Origin of the sequence: Parablautia sp. Marseille-Q6255 (assembly GCF_951230155.1) — a bacterium.
Classification (GTDB): Bacteria; Bacillota; Clostridia; order Lachnospirales; family Lachnospiraceae; genus Choladousia.
Genome location: NZ_CATNVD010000003.1, coordinates 200,919 through 213,129, shown reverse-complemented (window position 1 = coordinate 213,129; position 12,211 = coordinate 200,919). Strand labels below are relative to the sequence as shown.

At 48.9% G+C, this 12,211-nt stretch carries 11 protein-coding genes; 9 read left to right on the top strand and 2 right to left on the bottom strand.

From position 1 onward, the window contains the following. Positions 1-89: 89 nt before the first annotated feature. A complete protein-coding gene (locus QOX44_RS04450; RefSeq protein ID WP_283681557.1) occupies positions 90-341 on the bottom strand; it encodes a TIGR03905 family TSCPD domain-containing protein in 252 nt (83 codons plus the stop codon). 259 nt (positions 342-600) lie between these two features. Between QOX44_RS04450 and QOX44_RS04445 the strand changes: the two genes are divergently transcribed. The 3 genes from QOX44_RS04445 to QOX44_RS04435 all read left to right on the top strand — a co-directional run bounded on the left by QOX44_RS04445 (position 601) and on the right by QOX44_RS04435 (position 4,788). Beyond that, on the top strand, positions 601-1,299 hold the full coding sequence (locus tag QOX44_RS04445) for a 5'-methylthioadenosine/adenosylhomocysteine nucleosidase (RefSeq protein ID WP_283681555.1): 699 nt from the start codon (positions 601-603) through the stop codon (positions 1,297-1,299). A 310-nt stretch (positions 1,300-1,609) separates the two neighbouring features. Beyond that, positions 1,610-2,413, top strand: a complete 804-nt coding sequence (locus QOX44_RS04440) for a hypothetical protein (RefSeq protein ID WP_283681553.1) — start codon at positions 1,610-1,612, stop codon at positions 2,411-2,413. A 260-nt stretch (positions 2,414-2,673) separates the two neighbouring features. Continuing rightward, entirely contained in the window at positions 2,674-4,788 is a 2,115-nt protein-coding gene (locus QOX44_RS04435) for an LTA synthase family protein (RefSeq protein WP_283681551.1), read from the top strand. A gap of 15 nt (positions 4,789-4,803) precedes the next feature. On the opposite strand, the gene QOX44_RS04430 is transcribed toward QOX44_RS04435, so the two are convergent. Next, on the bottom strand, positions 4,804-5,343 hold the full coding sequence (locus QOX44_RS04430; protein ID WP_283681550.1) for a cob(I)yrinic acid a,c-diamide adenosyltransferase: 540 nt from the start codon (positions 5,341-5,343) through the stop codon (positions 4,804-4,806). Between the two features lie 214 nt (positions 5,344-5,557). Here QOX44_RS04430 and QOX44_RS04425 point away from each other — a divergent pair, with 214 nt between their 5' ends. The 6 genes from QOX44_RS04425 to QOX44_RS04400 all read left to right on the top strand — a co-directional run bounded on the left by QOX44_RS04425 (position 5,558) and on the right by QOX44_RS04400 (position 12,143). Then, positions 5,558-6,802, top strand: a complete 1,245-nt coding sequence (locus tag QOX44_RS04425) for a serine hydrolase (RefSeq protein ID WP_283681549.1) — start codon at positions 5,558-5,560, stop codon at positions 6,800-6,802. 33 nt (positions 6,803-6,835) lie between these two features. Beyond that, positions 6,836-7,102: a hypothetical protein gene (locus QOX44_RS04420; RefSeq protein ID WP_283681616.1), complete on the top strand. Its 267-nt coding sequence runs from the start codon at positions 6,836-6,838 to the stop codon at positions 7,100-7,102. Positions 7,103-7,496: 394 nt separating this feature from the next. Beyond that, a complete protein-coding gene (deoD, locus tag QOX44_RS04415) occupies positions 7,497-8,210 on the top strand; it encodes a purine-nucleoside phosphorylase (RefSeq protein ID WP_283681547.1) in 714 nt (237 codons plus the stop codon). A 105-nt stretch (positions 8,211-8,315) separates the two neighbouring features. Next, positions 8,316-10,010: a putative manganese-dependent inorganic diphosphatase gene (locus QOX44_RS04410; protein ID WP_283681614.1), complete on the top strand. Its 1,695-nt coding sequence runs from the start codon at positions 8,316-8,318 to the stop codon at positions 10,008-10,010. Between the two features lie 18 nt (positions 10,011-10,028). Further along, positions 10,029-10,604, top strand: coding sequence for a flavin reductase family protein (locus QOX44_RS04405; protein ID WP_283681545.1), 576 nt, complete (start codon positions 10,029-10,031; stop codon positions 10,602-10,604). A gap of 246 nt (positions 10,605-10,850) precedes the next feature. Further along, entirely contained in the window at positions 10,851-12,143 is a 1,293-nt protein-coding gene (locus tag QOX44_RS04400) for a UDP-N-acetylglucosamine 1-carboxyvinyltransferase (RefSeq protein ID WP_283681543.1), read from the top strand. Positions 12,144-12,211 lie beyond the last annotated feature (68 nt).

Here is a 12,211-nt window from a genome sequence, read left to right as displayed (position 1 = left end):
ACAGATCAGATGGGCAGAAATAAAAAGCGGCTGCAAGGCAATGCGGAATGATTCCGCTGCGCATGCAGCCGCTAAAAATATGGCTGGATTTACTGATTCTGCTCCAGGGCAAGCTTTAATGCCTTTGCGAGCTGATCCGGACATGAAGTAGGACGGGGGCCGCACTGGATCCCTTCCAGTCTGCGGATTGCTTCCTGTGCGGTCATTCCTTCTACAAGGCGGGCAACTCCCTGTGTATTTCCGGAGCAGCCTCCAATAAAGGTTACGTGCTTGATGGTATCTCCATCCAGTTCAAAGCGGATCTCCTGAGAACAGACTCCCTTTGTTTTATATGATAACATAATCATTCCTCCTGTGCCTGTTGGCTGAAATCTTTTTGTAATGTCCTAAGTATAGCTTTTTTTGAGGAGAGAATCAATAGCCTGTGAAAGAAAAGTAGATGGGGAAAAAGATCCCCCGCATATAGACGGGGCGGCGGTACAACTGCTATAATAAGAAAGTCTGCAGCGGCATGAGCGCACAGGAAGGAACAGAAAGCAGCTGATCCGGGCGGGTGGCTGAACTGTTACGAAAACTTATAAGAAGAAATGGAGAAAACGAATGAAAGTGACGGGTATCATAGGAGCCATGGATATTGAAGTCGCAGGTCTGAAGCAGGATATGCAGATCGTGCGGGAAGTGAAAAAGGCGGGCATGGAGTTTTGCGAAGGGATATTAGAAGGACAAAGAGTGGTTGTTGTACAAAGTGGCATTGGAAAGGTCAATGCGGCAGTATGTACGCAGATCCTGATAGATGAATTTGGGGCAGATGCGGTGATCAATACTGGAATTGCAGGATCCCTGAATGCGCAGATCGATATTGGAGACATCGTGATTTCAACAGATGTGGTCCATCATGACATGGATGCAGTACAGTTTGGATATGAGCCTGGACAGATTCCGCAGATGGACGTCTTTTCCTTTGCGGCAGATGAGTCTCTGGCGGATCTGGCAGAACGGGTATGTCAGGAGGTAAATCCTGAGATTTCGGTATTTCGCGGACGCATTGTAAGTGGAGATCAGTTTGTGGCAGACAGGGAGAAAAAGACTTATATTGCAGAGCAGTTCCACGGTTTTTGCACAGAAATGGAGGGGGCGGCCATTGCACAGGCTTCTTATTTGAATCAGGTTCCCTTCGTGATCATCCGGGCGATCTCCGACAAGGCGGATGACAGCGCCTCAGAAGATTATCCGACCTTTGAGAAGAAAGCAGCCGCGCACTGTATCCGGCTTGTGGAGGGACTGCTGGCGAGATTGTGATAAAGAGCGGGCGCTTTGCCGGGCGACCGGGATCTGTGAAGCGCTCAGACGGATTATAAAGGAAATAAATTTTGAGGAATGTCTGCGGTTCAAAATGATTTTTTCCTTCCCCCAGAAAGATTTTGAAGTTTGGAAAAGGCGGAAATAAAGCGAATTTGTCGAACGATTTTGCTTTGCAAATGATTTTTTTCCGGCTATAATGGCGATACTTGAGCGATTGCGGCGACAGGCGCCGTCGCGGACGCAAAATGTGTCCGTCCGGGATTCCGGATTGCAGAACTCATACATTTTTCAAAAAGGGGGATTCCAAATGTTACAGTTCATCATGGATCGAAATTTATTACTTTACTTACTTGCGGCAGCCTGTGCGGTCGGCGTTGCCAGCCAGATCATGTTAAAACAGATTTACGCAAAACTGATAAAAGATACAAAAAATACAGGAGAACCGGACGGGAGATTTCTCCAACAGCTTCGGCAGCGTTTTCAATACTGTTCTCATCTGAATGATAAGGTAGGGGATGTACGTGCCTTCATCCAGAAAAGTGTGATGGAATACCGTTTCTGGGGAATGAGCCTGCACAGCTGGAAGCGTCTGGGCGCAGAGTGCCTGGTGGTGAGTATGCTGTGTGCGGCAGCCGGAAGTGTCTATCTGGTACGCGGCGGAGCAGCGCTTACTGCAGGAAATGCGTATTTTTGGATGGGAGCGCTGGCAGCAGCTCTTATGGCAGCAGCCTATGGGATTTCAGATACGGGATATCAGAGAGAATATTTGGAAATAAGACTGACGGATTATCTGGAAAACAGCGGAGCAGTACGGGATTACAGTGAAACGCAGGAAGAGGATGAGCAGACCGAAACAGCTGCATCTCCGATCGTTTCGGTGGAGACAGGGCGCAGGGCAAAGCGTAAGGCACGTGCAGAGGCGGCTGCTGCGCAGACAAGAGCGCAGAAAGAGAAGCTTCAGCTGAAAGAAAATCTGGCGCGGCTGAAAACGGGCACGCAGGAAACGGCAGCTGCCGCGCAAAAGGAGAAGAATGCAGAGCTTCTGCGGCAGATGGATCCTGCAGAGCAGGAGAGGATTCTCCGGGAGGTGCTGAAGGAATTTCTGTCATGATTTCTGCCATGATCAGAGAATGAGCGGAAAAACACAGAAAAACGCTCTTGCGAAAGCAGAATATGTCTGATAGAATGAAAAGAAATCTGCCCGAAAGCGGGCAGGCGGTGGTCAATAGAACAGGATCCGTACAGAACCGGGAGAGCTGTGCGGAGTATGTGTGGGATGCTGTGGGCAGAAGAACTGTCCCATGGCATCTCTGCTGTTATTGGACACCGGATCGACCCGGGCAGTTTTACGATTAGAAGAGAAGGAAAGATATGTCAGAAATACAGGAAGAAATACAGGAGAAAGTACAAAAGAAAGAAGAGGTACAAGAAAACGGGGCTGCATCTCCGGAAAGCAGCTTTTTTAGAAAAAAGAAAAAAGAGATCTGGCTGGCAGTCTGCCGGATCCTTGGAGCAGGGCTTGTAGGCGGGCTTCTGGTATGGTATTGTCTGCATCCCGAATACTACAGCGGGGAGGACGGCGGTACAGCGCTGTTTGAGAGCAGCAGGACGTATGCGATGATCGTATGTGCGACAGTCCTGATCGCGCTGTGCCTGATACCGAATCGGATTTCAGAAAAGAGCAATCGCGTGATCGCATGGGTCTGGTTTGCGGTTTCGCCGTTTGCGATCTATTTTTCTCTGCTGTATTTAAACGCAGAAAAATTTCATATTGAATTTTTTAAGCTGAACCGGATCGCTTTGTTTTTTACTTTCTGGTTTTTATATCTGCTTGCAGCCGCAGTGCTGATCCTCTTTGGAAGCCTGCGCGCCGCAGTGATCGTGCCTGCCGTAGCAGTAGCCGTTTTGGGTATCGCAAATTGCTTTGTCATTGAATTTCGCGGAATGGCGCTTTCCGGAGGGGATCTGTTCTCCATCAACACGGCAATGACGGTCGTATCGAGCTATGAGTACCGACTGGACTGGTTCATGTTTATGGAACTGTTTTTAACTGTGGGTATCTGTATAATAAGCTGCAAGATACGTGGATTTCGCCCGTTCCACTGGAAGGTGCGCGTGATCCTTCTGTGCATCTGGTGTATCTTTGCGGGAACATATTATCATATCTGCTGCCGGACCTCTTTCCTGGAGGATCACGATATCCGTTCCGGCGGATTTACGCATCAGCTGCGGTACAAGCAGTATGATATGCTGTTCACCACGTTATGTACGTGCTTCTATATGATTGCTGACAAACCAGAGGGATATTCTGTGGAGCATGCGCAGGAAATTGCAGAGGAGTACATTGGCACAGATGAGGACAGAGAAGTCAGTACACCGAATCTTGTGGTGATCATGAATGAATCCTTTGCAGATTATTCGGATATAGGGCAGGGACTTGATTTTTCTGAGGACTGCATGCCGTTTATCCACGGACTGACAGAAAATACGATAAAGGGGACTGCATACGCCTCGATATTCGGTGCAAACACACCAAATTCAGAGTATGAATTTCTTACCGGAAATACGATGGGCTTTTTGCCGGAGACATCGGTTGGCTTTAATGTATTTGTGCGTGGCAATATGCCCTCTCTTGCTTCTCAGCTTAAAAATGAAGGCTACACCACGCTCGCCATGCATCCGTATCGCGGGACAAACTACAGAAGACATATCGTTTACCCTCAGATCGGGTTTGATACATATTATGACAGAAAGCATTTTATGTCAGCCGGATATATCCGCAGATATATATCAGATGAGGCGCTGTATGACCGCGTGATACGGGAGTTTGAAAAGCATGTGGCGCAGAGTGATGATCCGCTGCTGTGCTATAATGTGACGATCCAGAATCACGGGGGCTACACATCTTCGAATGTGCAGAACCTCAAGACAAATATTAAGGTAAAGGATGAGGATGTTGATACGTTCCAGGTACAGCAGCACGCAAATCTGATCCGGACGTCCGACGAAGCGTTCCAGAAGCTGATCGAGTATTTTTCAACACGGGAGGAACCGGTAGTCGTGATCATGTTTGGAGATCATCAGGCGAGTCTGGGGACGGCGACGTATGAGCATCTGATCGGTAAAGAAGAGACCCTGACTGCCGAGGAGCGGATGGAAAAGTATAAGGTGCCGTTCATTGCCTGGGCGAACTATGATATTGAAGAAGAGGTGATCGAGAAAACGAGTCTGAATTATCTCTACAGTATCCTGGCAGACCGGCTGGATCTGCCGATGACCGGTTATCAGGAATATCTGCTGGATCTAAGCGAGGAGATCCCGGTGCTTGCGGCAGGCGGCTACTGGACCAGTGACGGAGATTTTTATGAGCTGGACGATGAGAGCTCCCCGTATTTTGAACGGGTAAATGAGTACAATATTCTGGAGTACAACTACATTTTTGGCGGAAACGACAGGTGCATGGAGCTGTTTGCAGATGCCGGATAAGAAAAGGGATTGGGCTTACCGCTCAATCCCTTTTCTTGCAGGCAGTCCCCGGTCGAAGGGATGCTTGATCTTATGGATCTCGGACACATAGTCTGCCATATGCAGAAGCTTTTCGCCGGGATTGCGGCCAGTCAGAATGACTTCAAGGTGCTCTGGCTTGTTTTGCAGGAAATCGAGCAGGAGCGCCTCGTCAAGAAGCCCGGCGCCGATCGTGTAGATGACTTCATCAAGAAAAAGTACATCGTAATTTTCCTGACAGGCTTTTTGAGTCACGAGGGAAAGCTGTTCGGCATAATATAGCCTGCGCTGCGCCTTTTCTTCCGGAGTCATCTGAAAGCTGAATTTTTCAGAGGAAAGTCCGTCTACAAAGGTGATATTGCTGCAAAGCTGCAGAACCTGCCGTTCACTTGTTGAATTATCTTTCATAAACTGGTAGATCAGCACGCGATAGCCAAATCCGGCAGCGCGGGCGCACAGTCCCATTGCAGTGGTGGTCTTGCCTTTGCCATCGCCGCAGTAGATATGGATGAGACCAGTCTGTTTTTTCTCGATCATGGAAAATACCTCCGTTTCTGGTTTGCTGTATACAGCTTCTATCATCGAGAGTAGCATATGAGGGAAAAAAAGGGAAGGTCAAAAATGAAAAAAAGCGTGTCAGGAGGACGGTTATATGGTATGATGGGCATTAGCGAGCGGGAACAGGCGCAGCCTGTTCATCGGGAGCGGCGAATAACGACCACGATAGCTGCAAAGCAAATGAGGATAAGGAATGAAAGAAACAGAGAAAATAAGAAAGAAGAGAAGGAATGCTCCGGGCAGAGTCTGTTTCCCGCTTATGATGGGGACTGCACTTATGGCAGCTGGTCTTTTTTTTGTCTTGCCTGATACGGGAGCGGCAAAGGCGAAGCGAAGTCTGGAAGACCTGATGCTGAAGGTGGAGGGGACGCCGGGAGAGATCATATTCGGAGATACAGATAAGACAGAAGAATCAGAGACAGAACAGACAGAAGGAGCCGGGCAGCAGGAAACAGAAAGCGACGGGGAAGTACAGGAGAAGCAGGAGCGCGCACGGGAAGCACATCGTTTTCTGACATTGCTCCCGGAGGGATTCCGATATCCGATGGTACTGGAGCGCGATGACAGTCAGGACGACAGTGAAACGCTCCGTCTGGAGCTCTATACACTGGAAGATATGCGGCAGATCCACGGCGTACATCCCGTCTATCCGCAGGAACAGTTTGAAAGGGTGCCGTATGGAGAGCTGATGGCGGGGAAGGAGAGCAGATCGACTGCCATGCTTGAGACGATGCTGAGGACGCGGCTTGCGTCATATGATGGGGAGTGGTCTGTCTATTTTAAAAACCTGACGACACAGGAGAGCTTTGTGCTCAATGACAAGCCGATGAAGTCCGCCAGTGTGATGAAGCTGTTTATCATGGGAACGGTTTATGACGCGATAGAAAAGGGAGAGCTGGAACGGACGCAGGAGGTCATGTCTTTGATGGAGCAGATGATCACAGTCAGTGATAATACTGCATCCAATCAGCTTTTATATATGCTGGGGGATTCCAGCTATGGGGAAGGCATCGCCCGGGTGAACGCATTTATCCGGGAGAACGAATACAGCAGTCAGACCATAGAGTATAATGGCTTCAGTGACCCGGAAACGGTCATGGACAGTGAGCGCTCGAATCAGGTAACGGCAAAGGACTGCGGCCGGCTGCTGGAGGATATTTACCGGAGGCAGTGGGGCAGCCGCAGCGTATCAAATGAGATCGAGGAGATGCTGCTGAATCAGCATACCCGCTATAAAATACCGGCAGGACTCCCGGAGGGTGTACTGTGCGGGAACAAAACAGGAGAAATGGAGACAACAGAGAATGACGCGGCGATCATTTTCGGTGAAACGTGTGACTATATTCTCGTGGTGCTTTCAAGTGACTGGGAGAGCAAGTCGCAGGCGATCGACAGGATTGCTTCGATATCCAGCCTTGTGTACACATTTTTAAACTGACAGGACAGTGAAGGAAGAAAAGGAGCCAGAATGATGTTTCGTTTATGGGGAAAGATATGGAAGGACAGCCGCATGGTCTGTGATACGGTATATGAAGAAGAAAGCGAGGATACGCGTACCCATAAGATTTTTCGGGGACTGGAGCAGATATGCGCAGACTTTGATCTGGGGAAGCCGATCTGGCTGGATATGACAGTAGCGGAGTTCCAAAGACACAGCAAGGCAAGATTTTATCAGGACAGCTTTATAGAGGAGATCGAGTTCGACTATCTTGAGATACAGATCCTGCAGGAAGGATAGCCTGGCGCAGATAAAAAACCATCCATACATGGCACCGCAGCAAGGCGCTTTGTATGGATGGCAGATTTTTTGCAGAATTTCCTCTAAAATGAGGAGTGCCCCCGGCGTCTGGTACACCGGAGGCTATTATGAAAAAATTTATCAATTTAGGTTTGAGAATCTCTCTCAAGAACTGATTATAATATAACAGGCACTTGTGAACAAAATATGAACGAACAATAAATAATCAGTAAAAATGACAAAAAAGTAAAAGGGAAGGAAAAATAATTGTGCGATTTGCACATGTAACGTGGTAAAGCGACTGAGTATATTTTGACAAAAAATGGTTCCTTTTCCTATGGAATTGTAGTAAAATTGAAAAAGATAACAGGTAATATGAGAAAGGAGAATGGATATGGGAAAGACACCAACACCTCATATTGAGGCAAAGGCAGGAGATTTTGCAAAAACAGTCCTGATGCCGGGAGATCCTCTTCGGGCAAAGTATGTCGCAGAGACATTTCTGGATGAACCGGTTCTGGTGAATCAGGTGCGCGGCGTAAATGGATTTACCGGAACGTATAAAGGCAAGCGTGTTTCCGTCATGGCAAGCGGGATGGGAATGCCGTCGATCGGTATCTATTCGTATGAGCTGTATCATTTTTATGATGTGGAAAATATTATCCGTATGGGGACAGCCGGAGCGATGCAGCCGGACCTCGCACTTCGCGACGTTGTGCTCGGCATAGGTGCATGCACGGATTCAAATTATGCGAAGCAGTTTGGTCTGCCCGGGACATATGCGCCAACCGCTTCCTATGAATTGCTCGAAAAGGCAGTTTCCGTGATCAGAGACATGGGAGGGATCCGGTATAAAATAGGTAATCTGCTGTCTTCGGATGCATTTTATAATGATAATGCGCAGACTACAGCTCTGTGGCAGAAGATGGGAGTGCTTGCTGTTGAGATGGAGGCAGCAGCTCTGTATATGAATGCGGCGCGCTGCGGGAAGCATGCACTTGCGATCTGTACGATTTCTGACAGCCTTGTCACAGGTGAAGCTACGACATCGCAGGAGCGCCAGTCGAGCTTTGGCGATATGGTAAAAATCGCACTGGAAACAGCGTAGGATCAGGAAGCTTTGAGCAGGGGGAGTCTGATCATGCGGGACATTTGGATGAGTGGGGGAAAGGATGACTGTTTGGAGGAAAAGATGGAAGACAGAGAAAAACTGATGGAGATAGAGGAAAGAAAGGATGAGGCGGGGCTTGGCCATCCGACCAGGCGTACGGTTTACGTGGTAGGTCATAAGAACCCGGATACGGATTCGATCTGCTCGGCGATCGCTTATGCGTATCTGAAGGATCAGATCTGCCCGAATCACCAGTATGTGCCGGCAAGAGCGGGGCAGATCAGTGCGGAAACGCAGTACGTGCTGGAGCGGTTCGGAGTGGAGACGCCAGCGCTTCTTGAGAACATTGGTACGAGGGTCAAGGACATGGATATACGAAATGTCCCGGGTGTACTGAGCAATATTTCTCTGAAGCATGCCTGGACCCTGATGATGACGCAGAATGTGTTTACACTGCCGATCACAAATGAAAAGAATCAGCTGAAAGGCGTCATCACGACAAATGATATCGCAAAATCTTACATGGAAGAGTATGACAGCGCGATCGTGTCGGTGGCAAAAACACCGTATCGAAATATTCTCGAGACGCTGGATGCAGAGATGATCGTCGGTGATCCGGAAGGGTATTTTGATAAAGGAAAGGTCGTCATTGCAGCGGCGAATCCAGATGTGATGGAGGAGTATATCGAGGAGCATGATATGGTCGTGCTGGGGAACCGGTATGAATCTCAGCTTTGCGCGATCGAGATGCAGGCAGGCTGTATCGTAGTCTGTCTGGGCGCTCCGGTATCCCGCACGATCAAGCGTCTGGCACAGGAGCGCAATTGTACGATCATCGTGACGCCGCTTGATACGTATGCAGTCGCAAGGCTGATCAATCAGAGCATGCCGGTGGATTTCTTTATGAAAAAAGATAATCTGGTTACATTCCGGCTGGCAGATTATACGGAAATGATCCGCGATACGATGTCCAAAAAACGCTACCGCGATTTCCCGATCCTTGACCGCTCCGGGCAGTATGTCGGCATGATCTCCCGGCGAAATCTGTTGGGTGTGCATAAGAGAGGGCTGATCCTCGTCGACCATAATGAGGTGACGCAGGCGGTTGATAATGTGCTGGATGCGGAGATCATGGAGATTATTGATCACCACAGGCTTGGCTCTCTGGAGACGATGTCTCCGGTATATTTCCGCAATCAGCCGGTGGGATGCACAGCAACGATCATCTACCAGATCTTTATGGAGCAGGGGATTGCGATCCCGGAGAACATCGCAGGGCTTTTATGCAGTGCGATCATCTCTGATACGCTGGTATTTCGTTCCCCGACATGTACGGCAATGGATATCCAGGCGGCAAGAGCGCTGGAAAAAATCGCAGGTATCGAGTGCGAGTCTTATGCGGAAAAGATGTTTGCAGCAGGCAGTGATCTGAAGTCAAAGACCGCAGAGGAAATCCTGTATCAGGACTTCAAGCGGTTTGAATTCGGGGACTTTAATATCGGGATCGGTCAGATCACATCCATGAACGCGGAAGAGCTGAACAATATCAAGCAGAGGCTCCTGCCCTACATACGCGAGGTACACGCAAAGGATGATATGGATATGATATTTTTTATGCTGACAAATATTATCCGCGAGTCCACACAGCTGCTGTGCTTCGGAAAAAAATCAGGAGAGCTTGTTGAGGAGGCATTTCATCAGGGCAGCGGCGAGGACGGCTGCGTGGACCTTCCGGGTGTTGTCTCCAGAAAGAAGCAGCTGGTGCCGGCATTTATGATGGCGATCAGCCAACTGTAAGAAAGAAGGGGAAGATAAATGGGAAGAGAAAGCTGGAGAGCAGGCAATATGCTCTATCCGCTCCCGGCAGTCATGGTAAGCTGTCAGAGACCGGGAGAAAAGCCAAACATTATCACCATTGCCTGGACAGGGACTATCTGCAGCTCCCCGGCAATGGTATCAATCTCAGTAAGGCCGGAGCGCTATTCCTATGACATTATAAAGAAAACGGGAGAGTTTGTGATCAATCTGACGACGCAGGAGCTTGCGCGTGCGGCAGATTACTGCGGGGTGCGTTCTGGACGGGATACGGATAAGTTTCAGGAAATGAAGCTGACGCCGGGAAAATCTGTCCATGTAAACGCTCCTTATATTGAAGAGAGCCCGGTGAATATTGAATGCCGCGTAAAGCAGATCCTGGAGCTGGGTTCCCACCATATGTTTATTGCAGAGGTGCTCGGTGTGGATATTGACGACAAATATCTGGATGAGAGTGGAAAATTCTGCTTAAACAAGGCGGATCCGATCGTATATTCACATGGAGAATATTTTGGTCTGGGGAAAAAAGTCGGAAGTTTTGGATATAGTGTGCGGAGAAAAAAACGAAAAAAATGACACGTTCCGTATAAAAACATCAGAAAAAACGCGAAAATCCGTGAAAAAACATACTGGCAATGTGACGAAATTATATACGGAGTATGAATTTTCATTTACAAATGAGGAGAATGTGGTATACTGAAACCGTATTGGTTTTAGACTGACCACAGGATCGCAGTATCAAAACAGGCACAGCGCCCGCGGATACTGGCGTTTTGATAAGGGAATTGTATAGATATTAATCAGGAACATTCGAGGTGTTTTATGGAACAGTATATTATCCGGGGTGGGAATCCACTTGTGGGAGAAGTGGAGATCAGTGGAGCAAAGAATGCTGCACTGGGGATTCTTGCGGCTGCGATCATGACAGATGATACCGTCCAGATCGAGAATCTTCCCAATGTTCGAGATATTAATGTGCTTTTAGAGGCAATGGAGAGCATCGGCGTAGAGGTCGAGCGTCTTTCCAGCCATTCTGTGCGTATGAACAGCGCGCATATTGGCGAAGTCAGCGTTGACTACGAATATATCAAAAAGATCCGTGCATCGTACTATCTGATCGGTGCGCTTCTTGGAAAATACAAAAGGGCAAAGGTACCGCTTCCGGGCGGCTGTAATATTGGCAGCAGGCCGATCGACCTGCACCTGAAGGGCTTTAAGCTTCTTGGCGCAAAGGTCACGATCCGCAACGGTTTTATTATCGCAGAGGCAGAGCATCTGCACAGCGCACATATTTTCCTTGATACGGTTTCGGTAGGAGCTACGATCAATATCATGATGGCAGCGGCTATGGCAGAGGGATACACAGTTATCGAGAACTGTGCGCGTGAGCCGCATGTGGTCGATGTAGCGAACTTCTTAAACAGCATGGGCGCCAATATCAAGGGCGCAGGTACCGATGTGATCCGTATCCGCGGCGTACAGAAGCTGCATGGGACGGAGTATCCGATCATTCCGGATCAGATCGAGGCGGGGACCTTTATGTTTGCCGCAGCTGCCACAAAGGGTGACGTCATGGTAAAAAATGTGATTCCGAAGCATCTGGAGGCAACGACAGCAAAGCTTCTGGAGATCGGCTGCGAGGTAGAGGAGTTTGACAATGCAGTCCGCGTAGTCGCATCAAAACGGCTGGGCAGCACAAATGTCAAGACGCTTCCGTATCCGGGGTATCCGACAGATATGCAGCCGCAGATCGGTGTGACGCTCGCACTGGCAAAGGGTACGAGCATCGTGACGGAGAGCATTTTTGAAAATCGCTTTAAATATATGGACGAGCTTGCGCGTATGGGTGCAAATGTGCGTGTAGAAGGAAATACAGCGATCATCACAGGCGTGGAGAAGCTGGAGGGCGCACGCGTTTCAGCGCCGGATCTGCGTGCAGGAGCAGCGCTTGTCATCGCGGCTCTGGCGGCAGAGGGGATTTCTACGATCGATGACATTGTCTATATCCAGCGAGGCTATGAAGAGTTTGAAGAAAAGCTGAAAAGTCTGGGTGCTGAGATCGAGCGGGTAAACAGCGAGAAGGAAGCGCAGAAATTTATATTGAGGATCAGCTAGAGAGAAGAACAAAGGGGTTGTTGCGGTAAACTGCGGCAGCCTTTTCTTGTAATATGGGAAAGCAGGAG

Coding starts and splice junctions, on each gene's coding strand:
- QOX44_RS04450 (WP_283681557.1), bottom strand. CDS start 341: ATGTTATCATATAAAACAAAGGGAGTCTGTTCTCAGGAGATCCGCTTT.
- QOX44_RS04445 (WP_283681555.1), top strand. CDS start 601: ATGAAAGTGACGGGTATCATAGGAGCCATGGATATTGAAGTCGCAGGT.
- QOX44_RS04440 (WP_283681553.1), top strand. CDS start 1,610: ATGTTACAGTTCATCATGGATCGAAATTTATTACTTTACTTACTTGCG.
- QOX44_RS04435 (WP_283681551.1), top strand. CDS start 2,674: ATGTCAGAAATACAGGAAGAAATACAGGAGAAAGTACAAAAGAAAGAA.
- QOX44_RS04430 (WP_283681550.1), bottom strand. CDS start 5,343: ATGATCGAGAAAAAACAGACTGGTCTCATCCATATCTACTGCGGCGAT.
- QOX44_RS04425 (WP_283681549.1), top strand. CDS start 5,558: ATGAAAGAAACAGAGAAAATAAGAAAGAAGAGAAGGAATGCTCCGGGC.
- QOX44_RS04420 (WP_283681616.1), top strand. CDS start 6,836: ATGTTTCGTTTATGGGGAAAGATATGGAAGGACAGCCGCATGGTCTGT.
- deoD (WP_283681547.1), top strand. CDS start 7,497: ATGGGAAAGACACCAACACCTCATATTGAGGCAAAGGCAGGAGATTTT.
- QOX44_RS04410 (WP_283681614.1), top strand. CDS start 8,316: ATGGAGATAGAGGAAAGAAAGGATGAGGCGGGGCTTGGCCATCCGACC.
- QOX44_RS04405 (WP_283681545.1), top strand. CDS start 10,029: ATGGGAAGAGAAAGCTGGAGAGCAGGCAATATGCTCTATCCGCTCCCG.
- QOX44_RS04400 (WP_283681543.1), top strand. CDS start 10,851: ATGGAACAGTATATTATCCGGGGTGGGAATCCACTTGTGGGAGAAGTG.